An 18,292-nucleotide genomic window follows, 5' to 3' on the forward strand; every position below is an offset into this window, starting at 1 on the left:
CGGTGTTTCTCCAGATGTGGCCCATCTGAGGCCGTGTTGGTGCGCAGCTCGAAGGCTACGTCGAGTCTGTTTTGGCAGTCACCTTAAAGTATAGATAGCTGACAAAAAAGGCTCTCTTGCTAAAAAAGGCCCCACTTTCGTGGAGCCTTTATTGTACGCTTTTTACAGTACGATTTCAGTCAAATCTAATTACATAGATTGAGTGAAGGTACGAGTAATAACGTCCTGCTGCTGTTCTTTAGTCAGCGAGTTGAAACGTACTGCGTAGCCAGATACACGGATGGTCAACTGCGGATATTTTTCCGGGTTTTCCATTGCGTCGAGCAGCATTTCACGGTTCATCACGTTTACGTTCAGGTGCTGACCACCTTCGATGGACGCTTCGTGGTGGAAGTAACCATCCATCAGACCAGCCAGGTTGGTCTTACGAACTTCGTCGTCTTTACCCAGTGCGTTCGGAACGATAGAGAAGGTGTAAGAGATACCATCTTTAGCGTAAGCGAACGGCAGTTTAGCAACGGAAGTCAGAGAAGCTACAGCACCTTTCTGGTCACGACCGTGCATCGGGTTAGCACCCGGTCCGAACGGTGCGCCAGCACGACGACCGTCTGGGGTGTTACCGGTTTTCTTACCATACACAACGTTAGAAGTGATGGTCAGAACAGACTGAGTCGGGATAGCGTCACGGTAGGTGTGCAGTTTCTGAATTTTCTTCATGAAACGTTCTACCAGATCAACAGCCAGGTCATCTACACGCGGATCGTTGTTACCAAACTGCGGGTATTCGCCTTCGATTTCGAAGTCGATAGCCAGACCGTCTTCGTCACGAATCGGTTTAACTTTCGCATATTTGATTGCAGACAGGGAGTCAGCAGCAACGGACAGACCAGCGATACCACACGCCATGGTGCGGATAACGTCACGGTCGTGCAGCGCCATCAGAGCGGCTTCGTAGCTGTACTTGTCGTGCATGTAGTGGATGATGTTCAGTGCAGTGATGTACTGTTTAGCCAGCCAGTCCATGAAGTGATCCATGCGCTCCATCACTTCATCGTAGTTCAGGACGTCGCCTTTGATCGGTTCAGATTTCGGACCAACCTGCATTTTCAGTTTTTCGTCAACGCCGCCGTTGATTGCGTACAGCATGGTTTTCGCCAGGTTTGCACGCGCACCGAAGAACTGCATTTGTTTACCAACGATCATCGGGCTTACGCAGCAAGCGATAGCATAGTCATCGTTGTTGAAGTCCGGACGCATCAGGTCATCGTTCTCATACTGCAGAGAAGAGGTGTCGATGGACACTTTAGCGGCGAATTTCTTGAAGTTCAGCGGCAGTTTTTCAGACCACAGAATGGTCATGTTCGGTTCCGGAGACGGACCCATGGTGTACAGGGTGTTCAGGAAACGGAAGCTGTTTTTGGTAACCAGCGTACGACCGTCGAGACCCATACCACCGATAGATTCGGTTGCCCAGATCGGGTCACCAGAGAACAGTTCATCGTACTCCGGAGTACGCAGGAAGCGAACCATACGCAGTTTCATGACCAGGTGGTCAACCATTTCCTGCGCTTCTTGTTCGGTGATTTTACCAGCTTTCAGGTCACGTTCGATGTACACGTCCAGGAAGGTGGAGGTACGACCGAAGGACATTGCAGCACCGTTCTGAGACTTAACAGCAGCCAGGTAGCCGAAGTAAGTCCACTGGATAGCTTCCTGAGCATTGGTAGCCGGACCAGAGATGTCGTAGCCGTATTTAGCAGCCATTTCTTTCATCTGACCCAGAGCGCGGTGCTGTTCAGCGATTTCTTCGCGCAGACGAATGGTCTGTTCCAGGTTTACGCCGTTTTCCAGATCAGCCTGCAGAGAGGTGAACTGTGCCAGTTTATCTTTCATCAGGTAGTCGATACCGTACAGCGCAACGCGACGGTAGTCACCGATGATACGACCACGGCCATAAGCATCTGGCAGACCGGTCAGAACACCGGATTTACGGCAACGCAGGATGTCCGGAGTGTAAACGTCGAACACGCCCTGGTTGTGAGTTTTACGGTATTCAGTGAAGATTTTTTTGATCATCGGATCCAGTTCGCGGTTGTACGCTTTGCAGGAACCTTCGATCATTTTGATACCACCGAACGGGATAAGAGCACGTTTCAGCGGAGCTTCAGTCTGCAGACCAACGATTTTCTCAAGCTGCTTGTTGATGTAGCCAGCGTCGTGAGAGGTGATGGTGGAAGCAACAGCGGTGTCAAAGTCAACTGGCGCGTGAGTGCGGTTTTCCAGTTTAACGCCTTCCATTACTTTGTCCCACAGGGTAGTGGTCGCTTCAGTAGCGCCAGCCAGGAAGGACTCGTCACCCTCGTACGGAGTGTAGTTTTTCTGAATGAAGTCACGGACGTTTACTTCATTCTGCCAGTCACCTTTGGTAAAACCTTCCCAGGCTGTGGCTAACTTTTCATTAAGCTCGGACATGTAACACCTACCTTCTTAAGTGGATTTTTTATTTACTGCGTACTTCGACAGCCATTAATGGTTGTCGTTTTCACGCAGGTAAATGACCCAGTATGTCAACCCAACCAACAAACCACCGCCGATAATATTGCCGATCGTAACCGGAATCAGGTTATCAGTGATGAAGTTCATCACGGTCAGGTGAGAAAAATTTTCCGGTGCTGAACCGACAGCGGTCCAGAATTCCGGTGTAGCGAAGTCGCGGATTACAATACCCATCGGGATCATAAACATGTTTGCGATACTGTGCTCAAAACCGCTGGCAACAAACATCGCGACCGGCAGCACCATGATAAACGCTTTGTCCATCAGGCTGCGGCCAGAATAGCTCATCCATACCGCCAGGCATACCATCAGGTTAGCCAGGATACCGAGGCAGACGGCCTCAATAAAAGTATGGTGCACTTTGTGGTCGGCGGTTTGTAGGACGTTCAGCCCCCATTGACCATTGGCGGTCATATACTCGCCGGAAAGCCACATTAAAAGTACAAATAACAACGCGCCGACCAGGTTGCCAAAATAGACATTCAGCCAGTTTTTCGCCAACTGGCCCCAGGTGATACGTCCACTCGCCTTGGCAACAACAATCAACACGGTAGAAGTAAAGAGATCGGCACCGCAGACAACACAAAGAATCAGCCCCAGAGAGAAGCAAATGCCGCCAACCAGTTTTGCCATGCCGAAGGGCATTGTGCCTGTGCCAGTGGTTGCTGTGATATAGAAGACGAATGCGATTGAGATGAAAACACCGGCGGTAATCGCCAGATAGAAAGTCTTAAGCGGATGTTTCGTTGCTTTATAGACACCTGCCTCTTCGGCCACTTTGGCCATTGCTGCAGGAAGTAAAAGATCAAAAGGGTTGTCAGCTTTCACACTAACTCTCTCTTTATTAAGTCGGCGACGAGATACTAACAAAGCATTATAGATGAGAAATTGATATAGATCATATCTCGCCTGGCTTATAGGCCCGTAAGTCGCATGGTTTTTATGCAAATACGGAGTAAGTATTTGATTATCCAAATAAAAATAAATTTTAAAAATTAACAAATGAGTTGAATTTTTTCCGCATCCTCCGCTAAAACAGTTAATTAAAAGGGGGGCATCAGGCAAATAAAGTAACAATATCGATCGTATTTATTAAATATAAATTACCGACATTTAACTTTATAATTACAATTATTTTATTAATGCAAATATATGTAAAGCGGGGCATTAAAAAAACGCCCCGTAATATAACTCAGACTAATCATTAAGCCTACATTGCGTAGGCTATTTGATTTTATTTTGTCCAGAATGCCGCTTTGGCGTGTTGCAGTTTTTCGTAAGCTTTCAGCAGTGACTGATGTGCGGCAAACGCATGTAGATCGTTGTCTACCGGTTGCAAGCCATAAAACGCGGCTTCGCCACTCATGGCTGCGCTGGCAGCTTCTACCGCATCAGCACCGTACATGCGAACAAACGCGTTCAGATATTGCAGTGGCTGACGATCTTCTTCCTGAGCAAGCAGCAGTAAGGTTTGCAGGCAGCGATAATAGTTCGCGCGCTCCGGGCTGAACACCGATGAGTTAAACTCCATCGTCCATTCGGTCCAGACCAGAGCCTGTTCCAGGTCGCCACCAGCCAGAGCCAGCATGGCTTTCAGTTCACCGATACGCAGGGTATACCAGCCGTTGTCCGACCCCGTTGCCAGACCCAGCAGCTCACGTACGCGGGTAAAATCGTCAAAACCTTCTTCATCCAGTTGCTCGATGAGGTTCAGGTAATCTTCTTTTTCCCATTCACTGCCTGGCAGCGACAGAATCGTTTCTCGTAAATGGCTGCCCATACTGTTATTCGCCATCCACAAATCTTCTGCCGGATAAATATCGGACATGCCCGGCACGATAATACGGCAAGCGTAGACACCCAGATGCTCATAATCAGCAATATAAACGTCTTTACCTTCCTTATTGAAGATAGCCATTAGCGTGGCGAACTCTTCTTCAGTGGTGCCGGAGAAATTCCAGTCGACAAACGGATAATCGGCATCCTGCTTGAACAGATCCCAGGAGATCAAACCGCTGGAATCAATAAAGTGCGTTTCGAGGTTGGTATGTTCAGCTACTTCTTCATCGTCGAAGGTTGGCGGAGTAAATACATCCAGGTCCTTCAAACTGCGGCCCTGCAGCAGTTCAGTCACGGTACGTTCCAGTGCAACGCCAAAATCAGGATGTGCGCCGAAAGAGGCAAAGCAAGTGCCGTTAGCCGGGTTGAACAGTACCACGCAGATCACCGGATACTGACCGCCAAGCGAACCATCATAAGCAAAGATTGGGAAACCTTCCGCTTCCAGCGTTTCGATGGCTTCAACCACCGCCGGATAACGTGCCAGCACATCAGCCGGGATCTCTGGCAGGCTGATGCTTTCAGCGATGATGCGGTTTTTCACATAGCGTTCAAAAACTTCGGATAATCCCTGGACGCGCGCTTCGTTGCGGGTATTACCAGCGGACATACCGTTGGAAACATACAGGTTACCGATAATATTCATCGGAATATAAACGGTTTGATTGTCGGACTGGCGAGTAAACGGCAGGCCGCAAATACCGCGATCTTCATTACCGGATTGCAGATCAATCAGCATACTGCCGGTCAGTTCATTCTCCGGGTCGTAAAATGCCCTCAGACGGTCATCAAGCAGGCCTTCCGGCACATCGTCGTTTTCGGTCAGTGGGAACCATTTTTCGTTGGGATAATGCACGAACGGGCCGTTGGCGATGGTTTCGCCCAGCCAGAAATCAGCAAAAAAGTAGTTAGTAGAGAGACGCTCGAAATATTCACCGAGGGCAGAAGCCAGCGCCGCCTTTTTGGTTGCGCCTTTACCGTTGGTAAAACATAGCGCGCACTCTTTATCGCGGATGTGTACAGACCAGACGTTAGGCACCGGATTCAGCCAGGAAGCTTCTTCAATTTGAAAACCGAGGTCGGAGAGTTTTTGCTGGAAGCGAGCGATGGAATCTTCCAGAGCGGCATCTTTGCCGGGGATAAATGTTTGTGTCATGAAAATCACTTTAGTCGTACGGAAAGCGCGCAATAATACGGGTTTTATCTCAAAGGCGCTATCACCGCCGCCATGCCGATGAACTGTTGACTATGCTTTTAGTGGATAAACCACGATAAGAGCATAAAAATGAAGGCGTTCGATCTCCACCGTATGGCATTCGATAAAGTGCCTTTTGATTTCCTTGGCGAAGTTGCCCTACGCAGTCTCTATACCTTTGTGTTGGTCTTTCTGTTCCTCAAAATGACCGGAAGACGCGGCGTGCGGCAAATGTCGCTGTTTGAAGTGTTAATCATTTTGACACTAGGGTCGGCGGCTGGGGATGTGGCATTTTATGACGATGTGCCGATGATCCCGGTACTTATTGTCTTTATTACTCTGGCGTTGTTATATCGCCTGGTGATGTGGTCGATGGCGCACAGTGAAAAACTGGAAGATCTGTTGGAGGGTAAGCCGGTTGTCATTATTGAAGATGGTGAGCTGGCCTGGTCGAAACTTAATAACTCCAACATGACGGAATTTGAGTTTTTTATGGAGCTACGGTTGCGTGGTGTGGAACAACTGGGACAGGTTCGTCTGGCTATTCTTGAAACCAACGGGCAAATCAGCGTCTATTTCTTTGAAGATGAAAAGGTGAAACCGGGATTACTTATTTTACCCAGTGATTGTACTCAGCGTTATAAAGTGGTGCCGGAGTCGGCGGACTACGCCTGTATCCGTTGCAGTGAAATCATTCATATGGAAGCAGGTGAAAAACAATTATGTCCCCGCTGTGCAAATCCAGAATGGACGAAGGCAAGTCGGGTAAAACGGGTGACCTGACAGCAAAAACAGCGGCTTTTTGACTAGAATCCGAGATATTCTGTTGTGTGACGCGGACCACATTTTTACCCGCAACAGTTTTACCCATTGCGACGCGCGTCACTGAATGATAAAACCGATAGTCACAGGAATAACGTATTACCCAGGGTCGCAATCGATTACCGTGGGTCAATGACAACGCAACGTGGTGAGGGGAAATGGCTCAAATCTTCAATTTTAGTTCTGGTCCGGCAATGCTACCGGCAGAGGTGCTTAAACAGGCTCAACAGGAACTGCGCGACTGGAACGGTCTTGGTACGTCGGTGATGGAAGTGAGCCACCGCGGCAAAGAATTCATTCAGGTTGCAGAGGAAGCCGAGAAGGATTTTCGCGATCTTCTTAACGTCCCCTCCAACTATAAAGTATTGTTCTGCCATGGTGGCGGTCGGGGTCAGTTTGCGGCTGTACCGCTGAATATTCTCGGTGATAAAACCACTGCAGATTATGTTGATGCCGGCTACTGGGCGGCAAGCGCCATCAAAGAAGCGAAAAAATACTGCACGCCAAATGTGTTTGACGCCAAAGTGACTGTTGATGGTTTGCGCGCGGTTAAGCCAATGCGTGAATGGCAACTCTCTGATAATGCTGCTTATATGCATTATTGCCCGAATGAAACTATCGATGGTATTGCCATCGATGAAACGCCAGACTTTGGTAAAGATGTGGTAGTCGCTGCCGATTTCTCTTCAACGATTCTTTCCCGCCCGATTGATGTCAGCCGCTACGGCGTGATTTACGCTGGCGCGCAGAAAAATATCGGCCCGGCTGGCCTGACGATCGTCATCGTTCGCGAAGACTTACTGGGTAAAGCGAATATCGCATGCCCGTCGATTCTGGATTACTCCATCCTTAACGATAACGATTCCATGTTTAATACGCCGCCGACCTTTGCCTGGTACTTATCTGGCCTGGTCTTCAAATGGCTGAAAGCGAACGGCGGTGTGGCTGCAATGGACAACATCAATCAGCAAAAAGCAGAACTGCTGTATGGCGTAATAGATAACAGCGATTTCTATCGTAATGATGTCGCAAAAGATAACCGTTCGCGGATGAATGTGCCGTTCCAGTTGGCGGACAGTGCGCTTGACAAGTTGTTCCTCGAAGAGTCTTTCGCTGCGGGCCTTCATGCGTTGAAAGGTCACCGTGTGGTCGGCGGAATGCGCGCGTCTATTTATAATGCTATGCCGCTGGAAGGTGTTAAAGCGCTGACAGACTTCATGGTTGAGTTCGAACGCCGTCACGGCTAATACCGAAATTTTGCTTAATCCCCCACAGCCAGACTGTGGGGTTTTTATTTCTGTTGTAGAGAGTTGAGTTCATGGAATCCCTGACGTTACAACCCATCGCCCGTGTTGATGGCACCATTAATCTGCCCGGTTCCAAGAGCGTTTCTAACCGCGCTTTATTGCTGGCGGCATTAGCACACGGCAAAACCGTATTAACCAATCTGCTGGATAGCGACGATGTTCGCCATATGCTGAATGCACTGCAGGCGTTGGGGGTGAGCTATACGCTTTCTGCTGATCGTACGCGTTGCGAAATTATCGGTAACGGCGGTCCATTACACGCAGAAAGTGCGCTGGAGTTATTTCTCGGTAATGCGGGGACAGCGATGCGTCCTCTGGCGGCGGCACTTTGTCTGGGAAGCAATAATATTGTCCTGACCGGTGAACCGCGTATGAAAGAACGCCCGATCGGTCATCTGGTCGATGCGCTGCGCCAGGGCGGGGCAAAAATCGCTTACCTGGAACAAGAAAATTATCCACCGTTGCGTTTACAGGGTGGTTTTACTGGCGGCAATGTCGAAGTTGATGGCTCTGTTTCCAGTCAGTTCCTCACCGCACTATTAATGACCGCACCGCTTGCGCCGGAAGATACGGTTATTCGGATTAAAGGTGATCTGGTTTCTAAACCTTATATCGATATCACGCTCAACCTGATGAAGACGTTTGGTGTTGAGATTGAAAATAAGCAATATCAACAATTTGTAGTAAAAGGCGGTCAATCTTATCAGTCACCGGGCCACTATTTAGTGGAAGGGGATGCATCCTCGGCGTCTTACTTTCTCGCTGCAGCAGCGATTAAAGGCGGTACGGTAAAAGTGACTGGCATTGGACGCAACAGTATGCAGGGTGATATTCGCTTTGCTGACGTACTGGAAAAAATGGGGGCGACCATTAGCTGGGGCGATGATTATATTGCCTGCACGCGTGGTGAACTGAACGCTATCGACATGGATATGAACCATATTCCCGATGCGGCGATGACTATCGCTACGACGGCGCTATTTGCTAAAGGCACTACCACGCTGCGCAATATTTATAACTGGCGTGTTAAAGAGACGGATCGTCTGTTTGCGATGGCGACCGAATTACGTAAGGTCGGCGCAGAAGTGGAAGAGGGATATGATTTCATTCGCATTACGCCGCCAGAAAAACTGAAATTTGCCGGGATCGCCACTTATAACGATCACCGAATGGCAATGTGTTTCTCGCTGGTAGCATTGTCAGATACGCCGGTGACGATTCTTGATCCTAAATGTACGGCTAAAACATTCCCGGATTACTTCGAGCAACTGGAACGTATTAGCCAACCAGCCTGAACGAATATCAGGCAATAAATAGACAGATCTTTCTTTATCAAAACGTCGGTTTATTGTCGGCGTTTTTTTTCGGACATTGTGAGCCATTCGTATTAATGGTAGCGTTAGTTGTCAATGTAAGTTGTTGATACATAATATTTATGTATGATTAATCAACGGATGATTCACATGAAGAATACTAAATTACTGCTGGCGATTGCGACCTCTGCAGCATTACTGACAGGGTGTCAGAATACGCACGGTATTAATACCGATCTGGCTATCAGCTCCGGTTTAAATGCCTATAAAGCCGTAACGTTAAGCGATGCCGATGCAAAAGCGATTGCCAATCAGGGTTGTGTCGAAATGGACAGCGGCAACAAAGTCGCTAGCAAATCCAGCAAGTACGGTAAACGTCTGGCAAAAATCGCCAAAGCATTGGGTAGCAATATTAACGGTACGCCGGTCAACTATAAGGTATATATGACCAGCGACGTTAACGCATGGGCGATGGCAAACGGCTGTGTTCGTGTCTACAGTGGCCTGATGGACATGATGAACGACAATGAAATTGAAGGCGTTCTGGGCCATGAATTGGGGCACGTTGCATTGGGTCACTCGCTGGCTGAAATGAAAGCCTCTTATGCGATTGTTGCCGCACGTGATGCGATTTCCGCAACCAGCGGTGTGGCTTCTCAGCTTTCCCGTTCACAATTAGGCGATATCGCAGAAGGCGCTATCAATGCTAAGTACTCCCGCGATAAAGAGTCCGAAGCAGATGATTTCTCCTTTGATCTGCTGAAGAAACGTGGCATCAACACCCAGGGACTGGTCGGTAGCTTTGAAAAACTGGCCAGCCTGGATGGCGGTCGTACCCAGTCTATGTTTGACTCTCATCCACCATCAACAGAGCGTGCACAACACATCCGTGACCGTATCGCCTCTGGTAAGTAAATCATTGTCATCTTTCGGGCTGGTCTTTCGCCAGCCCGCTATAATTGCGCAATAAATCCCCATCTGAATACAGACAAAACTGGTTTTTGCACACAACGTTAACGATTTGTGGCGCTGGCGCGTATAATGCGCGCGGTTATGTTAACGGTACGCCTGTTTTAAGGAGATAAAGATGACGGCAATTGCCCCGGTTATTACCATTGATGGCCCAAGCGGTGCAGGGAAAGGCACTTTGTGTAAGGCTATGGCGGAAGCGTTGCAATGGCATCTGCTGGACTCGGGTGCAATTTATCGCGTACTGGCACTGGCGGCATTACATCACCATGTTGATGTGGCGTCGGAAGATGCTCTGGTGCCACTGGCATCCCACCTGGATGTACGTTTTGTATCGACCAATGGCAATCTGGAAGTGATCCTCGAAGGGGAAGATGTCAGTGGTGAAATTCGCACCCAGGAAGTGGCGAATGCCGCTTCACAAGTCGCGGCATTTCCCCGTGTTCGCGAAGCATTATTGCGTCGCCAACGCGCATTTCGCGAATTACCTGGCCTGATTGCCGATGGCCGCGATATGGGAACGGTGGTATTCCCTGATGCACCAGTGAAAATTTTCCTTGACGCCTCCTCAGAAGAACGTGCACATCGCCGCATGCTACAGTTGCAGGAGAAGGGCTTTAGTGTTAACTTTGAGCGCCTTTTGGCCGAGATCAAAGAACGCGACGACCGCGATCGTAATCGCGCGGTAGCGCCGTTGGTTCCGGCAGCCGATGCTTTAGTGTTGGATTCCACCACCTTAAGCATTGAGCAAGTGATTGAAAAAGCGTTACACTACGCGCGCCAAAAATTGGCTCTCGCATAAGCGACCGAATTTGCAGTACCCCCGCTGCAATGGAATGACAGCGGGTATGTTAAACAACCCCATCCGGCACGGAGCCAGGTGGACGTTAAATATAAACCTGAAGATTAAACATGACTGAATCTTTTGCTCAACTCTTTGAAGAGTCCTTAAAAGAAATCGAAACCCGCCCGGGTTCTATCGTTCGTGGCGTTGTTGTTGCTATCGACAAAGATGTAGTACTGGTTGACGCTGGTCTGAAATCTGAGTCTGCCATCCCGGCTGAGCAGTTCAAAAACGCCCAGGGCGAGCTGGAAATCCAGGTAGGTGACGAAGTTGACGTTGCTCTGGACGCAGTAGAAGACGGCTTCGGTGAAACTCTGCTGTCCCGTGAGAAAGCTAAACGTCACGAAGCCTGGATCACGCTGGAAAAAGCTTACGAAGATGCTGAAACTGTTACCGGTGTTATCAACGGCAAAGTTAAGGGCGGCTTCACTGTTGAGCTGAACGGTATTCGTGCGTTCCTGCCAGGTTCTCTGGTAGATGTTCGTCCGGTGCGTGACACTCTGCACCTGGAAGGCAAAGAGCTTGAATTCAAAGTAATCAAGCTGGATCAGAAGCGCAACAACGTTGTTGTTTCTCGTCGTGCCGTTATCGAATCCGAAAACAGCGCAGAGCGCGATCAACTGCTGGAAAACCTGCAGGAAGGCATGGAAGTTAAAGGTATCGTTAAGAACCTCACTGACTACGGTGCATTCGTTGATCTGGGCGGCGTTGACGGCCTGCTGCACATCACTGACATGGCCTGGAAACGCGTTAAGCATCCGAGCGAAATCGTCAACGTGGGCGACGAAATCACTGTTAAAGTGCTGAAGTTCGACCGCGAACGTACCCGTGTATCCCTGGGCCTGAAACAACTGGGCGAAGATCCGTGGGTAGCTATCGCTAAACGTTATCCGGAAGGTACTAAACTGACTGGTCGCGTAACCAACCTGACCGACTACGGCTGCTTCGTTGAAATCGAAGAAGGCGTTGAAGGCCTGGTACACGTTTCCGAAATGGATTGGACCAACAAAAACATCCACCCGTCCAAAGTTGTTAACGTTGGCGATGTAGTGGAAGTTATGGTTCTGGATATCGACGAAGAACGTCGTCGTATCTCCCTGGGTCTGAAACAGTGCAAAGCTAACCCGTGGCAGCAGTTCGCGGAAACCCACAACAAGGGTGACCGTGTTGAAGGTAAAATCAAGTCTATCACTGACTTCGGTATCTTCATCGGCCTGGACGGCGGCATCGATGGCCTGGTTCACCTGTCTGACATCTCCTGGAACGTTGCAGGCGAAGAAGCAGTTCGTGAATACAAAAAAGGCGACGAAATCGCTGCAGTTGTTCTGCAGGTTGACGCAGAACGTGAACGTATCTCCCTGGGCGTTAAGCAGCTCGCAGAAGATCCGTTCAACAACTGGGTTGCTCTGAACAAGAAAGGCGCTATCGTAACCGGTAAAGTAACTGCAGTTGACGCTAAAGGCGCAACCGTAGAACTGGCTGACGGCGTTGAAGGTTACCTGCGTGCTTCTGAAGCATCCCGTGACCGCGTTGAAGATGCTACCCTGGTTCTGAGCGTTGGCGACGAAGTTGAAGCTAAATTCACTGGCGTTGATCGTAAAAACCGCGCAATCAGCCTGTCTGTTCGTGCGAAAGACGAAGCTGACGAGAAAGATGCAATCGCAACTGTTAACAAACAGGAAGATGCAAACTTCTCCAACAACGCAATGGCTGAAGCTTTCAAAGCAGCTAAAGGCGAGTAATTCTCTGACTCTTCGGGATTTTTATTCCGAAGTTTGTTGAGTTTACTTGACAGATTGCAGGTTTCGTCCTGTAATCAAGCACTAAGGGCGGCTACGGCCGCCCTTAATCAATGCAGCAACAGCAGCCGCTAAATTTGCCTTTAAGGAACCGGAGGAATCATGACCAAGTCAGAATTGATAGAAAGACTTGCCACCCAGCAATCGCACATTCCCGCCAAGACGGTTGAAGATGCAGTAAAAGAGATGCTGGAGCATATGGCCTCGACTCTTGCGCAGGGCGAGCGTATTGAAATCCGCGGTTTCGGCAGTTTCTCTTTGCACTACCGCGCACCTCGTACCGGACGTAATCCGAAAACTGGCGATAAAGTAGAACTGGAAGGAAAATACGTTCCTCACTTTAAACCAGGTAAAGAACTGCGCGATCGCGCCAATATTTACGGTTGAGTTTTTACACAAACTTGAACGCGAAAAAAGCACCTGTCGGGTGCTTTTTTCATTTCTGTAATCTGAATCTGGAAGATGTCTCGCAGAGTTGTGTACAGTTTTCATCTTCCTGTTAAATTCTTCTGAACGCGCCTCGGGCAAAGCAAAACACCCACCAGACAACTGCCGAACAAAGTTGCACACTTTCCAAAACAGGGAGGGGTGCATGAAAGTAACGACGATCAGCGTATGCGTAATTTGTGGGATTTTTCCACTGCTGGTATTACCGCAACTACCCGGGACGTTAGCCACTGCAGTTCTTACAACTTTCGCCTGCGTACTGGCATTTATTCCTGTTAAAGCTGTTCGTTATTTCACGCTGATATTGCTGTTTTTTCTTTGGGGCGTATTGGCGGCGAAGCAAGTTATGTGGGTAGGAGAAGCCTTAGCTGGTGCGACGCAGGATGCAATCGTCGAGATTACTGCCACTGATGGCATGACCACTCATTACGCTCAAATTACCCACTTACAAGGCCGACGTCTTTTCCCTGCGCCAGGCATCGTGCTGTATGGCGAATATCTGCCGCAAGCAGTTTGTGCCGGACAACAATGGTCAATGAAACTCAACGTTCGTGCGGTTCACGGCCAGCTTAATGATGGCGGCTTTGACAGCCAGCGTTATGCCATTGCCCAGCATCAGCCGCTCACCGGGCGCTTTCTGCAGGCAAGCGTCATTGAAGCGAGTTGTAGTCTGCGAGCGCAATATCTGGCCTCTTTACAAACGTCTCTGCAACCCTATCCGTGGAAAACGGTCATTCTTGGTTTAGGTATGGGTGAACGGTTATCTGTACCCAGAGAAATCAAAAATATTATGCGCAATACCGGTACAGCGCATTTAATGGCGATATCGGGATTACACATTGCTTTTGTGGCATTACTGGCGGCAGGGCTTATTCGCAGTGGGCAAATTTTCCTTCCTGGGCGTTGGATCCATTGGCAGATACCATTAATTGGCGGAATTTGCTGTGCTGCTTTTTATGCATGGTTGACTGGTATGCAACCTCCCGCATTGCGTACCGTAGTGGCGCTTGCAACGTGGGGAATGCTTAAGTTAAGTGGTCGACAATGGAGTGGCTGGGATGTGTGGATATGCTGCCTTGCAGTAATATTGCTGATGGACCCTGTTGCCATTCTCTCGCAAAGCTTGTGGCTCTCTGCCGCCGCGGTGGCGGCGCTTATTTTTTGGTATCAGTGGTTTCCCTGTCCGGTATGGTCGCTGCCACCTGCAGTGCGTGCGATGGTTTCTCTCATCCATCTGCAACTGGGAATAACGCTCCTGTTAATGCCTGTACAAATCGTCATATTTCATGGCATTAGCCTGACCTCGTTTATAGCAAATCTATTTGCCATTCCTTTAGTGACATTTATTACTGTTCCGTTGACGCTTGCCGCGATGATCGTGCATTTAAGCGGACCATTAATTGTGGAGCAAGGATTATGGTTGCTTGCCGACAGGTCTTTGGCTTTACTTTTCTGGGGGTTAAAGAGTTTGCCGGAAGGATGGATCAACATTGCTGAACGTTGGCAATGGCTATCATTTTCTCCCTGGTTATTGTTGATAGTATGGCGACTAAACGTATGGCGAACACTGCCAGTGGTGTGTGTGGCTGGAGGCATTATGATGTGCTGGCCGCTGTGGCAAAAACCACAGCCCGACGAGTGGCAGGTGTATATGCTTGATGTCGGCCAGGGACTGGCAATGGTGATTGCGAGAAATGGCAAAGCGATTCTCTATGATACGGGACTTGCCTGGCCGGAGGGCGACAGCGGGCAACAAATTATCATCCCCTGGCTACGCTGGCATAACCTTGAACCGGAAGGCGTCATTCTTAGCCATGAACATCTGGATCATCGGGGAGGACTGGACTCGATATTACGTACCTGGCCGACGTTATGGGTCAGAAGCCCTTTAAATGGGGAGCATCATCAGCCCTGTGTGCGTGGCGAAGCGTGGCAGTGGCAAGGATTACGTTTTAGTGTGCACTGGCCTTTACAAGGTAGCAACGATAAAGGAAATAACCATTCCTGTGTGGTTAAGGTTGATGACGGAATGTATAGCATTCTTTTAACTGGTGATATTGAAGCACTAGCTGAACAAAAAATGCTAAGTCGTTACTGGCAGCATGTGCAGGCGACATTACTTCAGGTGCCTCATCACGGTAGTAATACCTCATCATCATTGCCATTAATTCAGCGTGTGAATGGAAAAGTGGCACTGGCATCGGCATCGCGCTATAACGCGTGGCGACTACCCTCCAGTAAAGTTAAAAGACGTTATCAACTTCAGGGATATCAATGGGTTGACACCCCTCATCAGGGGCAAATAACCGTCGATTTTTCAGCGCAAGGTTGGCTGGTACGCAGCCTAAGGGAGCAAATTTTACCTCGTTGGTATCATCAGTGGTTTGGCGTGCCAGTGGATAACGGGTAGAATATGCGGCTATTTCAACAAATGCTGGTTTTTTGAATGCATAACGACAAAGATCTCTCTACGTGGCAGACATTCCGCCGACTGTGGCCAACCATTGCGCCTTTTAAAGCGGGTCTGATCGTGGCGGGCATAGCGTTAATCCTCAACGCGGCCAGCGATACCTTCATGTTATCGCTCCTTAAGCCACTTCTTGATGATGGCTTTGGTAAAACAGATCGCTCCGTGCTGATGTGGATGCCGCTGGTGGTTATTGGGCTGATGATTTTACGTGGTATCACCAGTTATATCTCCAGCTACTGTATCTCCTGGGTATCTGGCAAAGTGGTAATGACCATGCGTCGTCGCCTGTTTGGTCATATGATGGGAATGCCGGTTTCATTTTTTGATAAACAGTCAACCGGGACTCTGCTTTCACGTATTACTTACGATTCTGAACAGGTTGCTTCGTCATCTTCCGGCGCACTGATTACTGTTGTACGTGAAGGTGCGTCCATCATTGGTTTGTTCGCCATGATGTTCTATTACAGTTGGCAGTTATCGATCATTTTGATTGTGCTGGCACCCATTGTCTCGATTGCAATTCGTATCGTATCGAAGCGTTTTCGCAGCATCAGTAAAAACATGCAAAACACGATGGGGCAGGTGACCACCAGTGCGGAACAGATGCTGAAAGGCCACAAAGAAGTGCTGATTTTTGGTGGCCAGGAAGTGGAAACGAAGCGTTTTGATAAGGTCAGCAACAAAATGCGTTTGCGAGGGGATGAAGATGGGGACCCAGCGCACCCAAAGCTTCACTGTCTTTCGGGTTAGCGCGCACCGCCTGTTGCAGTTCGGGAATAGCTTTACCCGCCATGCCTGAATCCACCGCGGCTAAACCTTGCGCACGAGCGCGGAAATTAGGATCGGCCAGTTGTTTTTGTTGTTCTGCCAGTTGCGATTGCGCCAGTGCCACACTATCGCCATCGCTAAAGATTGAGAGATATTTTTTCAGCGCCTGCACGCTGGCATCACTGACAGGCATGTCTTTTATCTGTGCGTACCAGATTTTAGCGGCACCATCTCGCCCGGCGTTGGATTTCGCCATCTGTTCCAGCACGGCAAAACCTTCGTCACGGCGATCGCTGCTAAACAGCAATAACGCCAAATTGTTTTGCAACCCCGTATTGCCCGGTGTATCCGCATTGATGCGTTTTAGCTGATTAATCGCTTCGCCACGACGCGCCGGAATTTTCGCCACTGTACTCCAGTACTCGACGGCAATATCACCTTCCGGCGGCGCTCCGTTAAACAGTTTGTTGTAACCTGCCACGGCTTCTTCTGCGTGCCCCGTGGTGGCCTGTAAACGCGCCTGTTGCAGTGCCTGACGACCATCTGCCGTGGAAAGCAACATGATGGTACGCGACGATTTATACGCATTTGAACTCGGCGCTAATTGCGACAGTCGGTCGAGCTGTTTTTGCGCCCCGTCAGTGTCTCCCTGACGTAATAATGAACGAAAACGAGCAGCAACCACATCCGGGTTATTCGGATCGATAAGCTCCAGACGATACAGCGACTGCTGCACCAGGTCTTCACGATGGGTAGCTTCGCCCACCCGAACCTGCTCCAGCAACTGTTGCTGGGCGGTTGGTGCCGCCTCGACCATCGGCATCATGGCCAGACCGAGGGAAAGCGTAAGGATATTTAGTGTGAATTTGCGCATTCCAGGCCCCAGTCAGGTAATAACTCACCCTTTGTCGAGAAGCGAAAACGGTGTTGATCCCAGCCTTGTCCAAACAGGGTCAACACATAGTTGTAATAGGCATCGCTACCAGGAAAGTTATCGGCTACGCGCTGGCGCTGTACAGCCTGCGCATCACGGTTCTGAAGAAACGGCAACATAGCCGCAGAAAAACCGACTGGCCCTTTACCCTGCGCTTTCCCCGTCGCGACATCAACTTTCTCCGGTGGATAACCATTTTTCTCGGTAAATGTTGCCATCGGTTTAAAACGGTTGAGCATCCGCGCTTTTTGCGGATCGCTATCCGGCATCATGCCGACCCACATATAGACGCGAATAGCGTCGTAACTGCTGATCAACGTTTTCTCCGGCTTTAACTGCCAACCTTTGTCTTTCTCATAGCGTACCCAGTCTGGCGAAAAACCTTTCGGTGCAGTTTCCAGCAGTAAGCGCTGATTGGTTTCGCGCAGCGTAGTCCACGGCGCGCCAAAGCGGGTGAAATACTGCGCCAGCGTTGGAGGCAGGTAACTCGGGTTAAAGCGCCAGGTGTTATCCTCAGCAAAGCCCACTTTGCCCGGTAACAGCATGGAACCCAACCCTGGCACCGTCACCACTTCTTCTTGCGCAATGCGTTTTAACAACGCGCTACCGATGTCGGTATAGCGTTGCTCTTTCCACAATCGTCCTGCTTCCAGCAGTGACCAGGCCATCCAGATATCGCCGTCAGAGGCTGAGTTACTGTCCAGCACTTCCCACTTCGTGTTCTCTTTCTTGCCCCATAGCCAGGCGGGCAAATGTTCTTTTAATGACCCTTGGGCGAGATTGTTCTGCGTCCAGTCGAGAAGGTTGTCGAAAGCCGCACGGTCGTTAGCCGCCAGGGCAAAGAACATGCCGTAACTTTGCCCTTCGGAGGTGGTAATTTTGCGCGCATCACTGGGGTCAATGACGCGCCCCTCCTGACTGATGTAATCCTTTTTGAACTGCTCCCAGGCAGGCCAACTGCAGGCAGCCTGAACACTAAAGGCAGCCAGCAGCAGCATCGTCACGATTCCACTACGCAAAACATTCATC

The 18,292-nt window shown here is 49.5% G+C and carries 12 protein-coding genes and 2 pseudogenes; 9 read left to right on the forward strand and 5 right to left on the reverse strand.

The window, feature by feature from the left end; all coding sequences use genetic code 11:
* Nucleotides 1–189: 189 nt before the first annotated feature.
* From pflB to ycaO, 3 genes are all read right to left on the reverse strand, one after another.
* Nucleotides 190–2,472 (reverse strand): formate C-acetyltransferase, encoded by a 2,283-nt coding sequence (gene pflB / locus ESM_RS0108770; protein WP_001292821.1) that lies wholly within the window; start codon nucleotides 2,470–2,472, stop codon nucleotides 190–192.
* A 54-nt stretch (nucleotides 2,473–2,526) separates the two neighbouring features.
* Nucleotides 2,527–3,384, reverse strand: coding sequence for a formate transporter FocA (gene focA / locus ESM_RS0108775; protein ID WP_000642551.1), 858 nt, complete (start codon nucleotides 3,382–3,384; stop codon nucleotides 2,527–2,529).
* 406 nt (nucleotides 3,385–3,790) lie between these two features.
* A complete protein-coding gene (ycaO, locus tag ESM_RS0108780) occupies nucleotides 3,791–5,551 on the reverse strand; it encodes a 30S ribosomal protein S12 methylthiotransferase accessory factor YcaO (protein WP_001516111.1) in 1,761 nt (586 codons plus the stop codon).
* Between the two features lie 129 nt (nucleotides 5,552–5,680).
* Here ycaO and ESM_RS0108785 point away from each other — a divergent pair, with 129 nt between their 5' ends.
* The 9 genes and pseudogenes from ESM_RS0108785 to ESM_RS01000000124395 all read left to right on the forward strand — a co-directional run.
* Nucleotides 5,681–6,373 (forward strand): DUF421 domain-containing protein, encoded by a 693-nt coding sequence (locus ESM_RS0108785; RefSeq protein ID WP_000642842.1) that lies wholly within the window; start codon nucleotides 5,681–5,683, stop codon nucleotides 6,371–6,373.
* 197 nt (nucleotides 6,374–6,570) lie between these two features.
* Complete coding sequence (gene serC / locus ESM_RS0108790) at nucleotides 6,571–7,659, forward strand: 3-phosphoserine/phosphohydroxythreonine transaminase (protein ID WP_000057146.1); 1,089 nt, start codon at nucleotides 6,571–6,573, stop codon at nucleotides 7,657–7,659.
* A 71-nt stretch (nucleotides 7,660–7,730) separates the two neighbouring features.
* A complete protein-coding gene (gene aroA / locus ESM_RS0108795; protein WP_000445220.1) occupies nucleotides 7,731–9,014 on the forward strand; it encodes a 3-phosphoshikimate 1-carboxyvinyltransferase in 1,284 nt (427 codons plus the stop codon).
* Between the two features lie 168 nt (nucleotides 9,015–9,182).
* On the forward strand, nucleotides 9,183–9,947 hold the full coding sequence (gene ycaL / locus ESM_RS0108800; protein ID WP_001516112.1) for a metallopeptidase YcaL: 765 nt from the start codon (nucleotides 9,183–9,185) through the stop codon (nucleotides 9,945–9,947).
* 172 nt (nucleotides 9,948–10,119) lie between these two features.
* Entirely contained in the window at nucleotides 10,120–10,803 is a 684-nt protein-coding gene (cmk, locus tag ESM_RS0108805) for a (d)CMP kinase (protein ID WP_000125014.1), read from the forward strand.
* Between the two features lie 110 nt (nucleotides 10,804–10,913).
* Nucleotides 10,914–12,587, forward strand: coding sequence for a 30S ribosomal protein S1 (rpsA, locus tag ESM_RS0108810; protein WP_000140327.1), 1,674 nt, complete (start codon nucleotides 10,914–10,916; stop codon nucleotides 12,585–12,587).
* Between the two features lie 159 nt (nucleotides 12,588–12,746).
* The gene (gene ihfB / locus ESM_RS0108815) at nucleotides 12,747–13,031 is read left to right on the forward strand and encodes an integration host factor subunit beta (protein WP_000167336.1); all 285 of its coding nucleotides are present in this window, start codon (nucleotides 12,747–12,749) and stop codon (nucleotides 13,029–13,031) included.
* 205 nt (nucleotides 13,032–13,236) lie between these two features.
* Complete coding sequence (locus tag ESM_RS0108820; protein WP_000869356.1) at nucleotides 13,237–15,501, forward strand: ComEC family protein; 2,265 nt, start codon at nucleotides 13,237–13,239, stop codon at nucleotides 15,499–15,501.
* A gap of 36 nt (nucleotides 15,502–15,537) precedes the next feature.
* A pseudogene (locus tag ESM_RS01000000124395) lies at nucleotides 15,538–16,260 on the forward strand (ABC transporter transmembrane domain-containing protein); the annotation flags it as partial.
* A gap of 13 nt (nucleotides 16,261–16,273) precedes the next feature.
* On the opposite strand, the pseudogene ESM_RS1000000126490 reads toward ESM_RS01000000124395, so the two are convergent.
* Both ESM_RS1000000126490 and bcsZ read right to left on the reverse strand, forming a co-directional pair.
* Nucleotides 16,274–17,203 (reverse strand): annotated as a pseudogene (locus ESM_RS1000000126490) (cellulose synthase operon protein C); the annotation flags it as partial.
* Entirely contained in the window at nucleotides 17,185–18,291 is a 1,107-nt protein-coding gene (gene bcsZ / locus ESM_RS0108830) for a cellulose synthase complex periplasmic endoglucanase BcsZ (RefSeq protein WP_001517308.1), read from the reverse strand. The gene bcsZ and the pseudogene ESM_RS1000000126490, both read right to left, overlap by 19 nt.
* Nucleotide 18,292 lies beyond the last annotated feature (1 nt).

The sequence above is a fragment of the Escherichia sp. TW09308 genome, assembly GCF_000208565.1.
In the GTDB taxonomy this organism is placed as follows: domain Bacteria; phylum Pseudomonadota; class Gammaproteobacteria; order Enterobacterales; family Enterobacteriaceae; genus Escherichia; species Escherichia marmotae.

Bases quoted from the DNA above. Each gene is read 5' to 3' on its own strand.
- ycaO (WP_001516111.1), bottom strand. From the start codon at position 5,551: ATGACACAAACATTTATCCCCGGCAAAGATGCCGCTCTGGAAGATTCC.
- ycaL (WP_001516112.1), top strand. From the start codon at position 9,183: ATGAAGAATACTAAATTACTGCTGGCGATTGCGACCTCTGCAGCATTA.
- aroA (WP_000445220.1), top strand. From the start codon at position 7,731: ATGGAATCCCTGACGTTACAACCCATCGCCCGTGTTGATGGCACCATT.
- bcsZ (WP_001517308.1), bottom strand. From the start codon at position 18,291: ATGAATGTTTTGCGTAGTGGAATCGTGACGATGCTGCTGCTGGCTGCC.
- ESM_RS0108785 (WP_000642842.1), top strand. From the start codon at position 5,681: ATGAAGGCGTTCGATCTCCACCGTATGGCATTCGATAAAGTGCCTTTT.
- ESM_RS0108820 (WP_000869356.1), top strand. From the start codon at position 13,237: ATGAAAGTAACGACGATCAGCGTATGCGTAATTTGTGGGATTTTTCCA.
- serC (WP_000057146.1), top strand. From the start codon at position 6,571: ATGGCTCAAATCTTCAATTTTAGTTCTGGTCCGGCAATGCTACCGGCA.
- cmk (WP_000125014.1), top strand. From the start codon at position 10,120: ATGACGGCAATTGCCCCGGTTATTACCATTGATGGCCCAAGCGGTGCA.
- rpsA (WP_000140327.1), top strand. From the start codon at position 10,914: ATGACTGAATCTTTTGCTCAACTCTTTGAAGAGTCCTTAAAAGAAATC.
- pflB (WP_001292821.1), bottom strand. From the start codon at position 2,472: ATGTCCGAGCTTAATGAAAAGTTAGCCACAGCCTGGGAAGGTTTTACC.
- ihfB (WP_000167336.1), top strand. From the start codon at position 12,747: ATGACCAAGTCAGAATTGATAGAAAGACTTGCCACCCAGCAATCGCAC.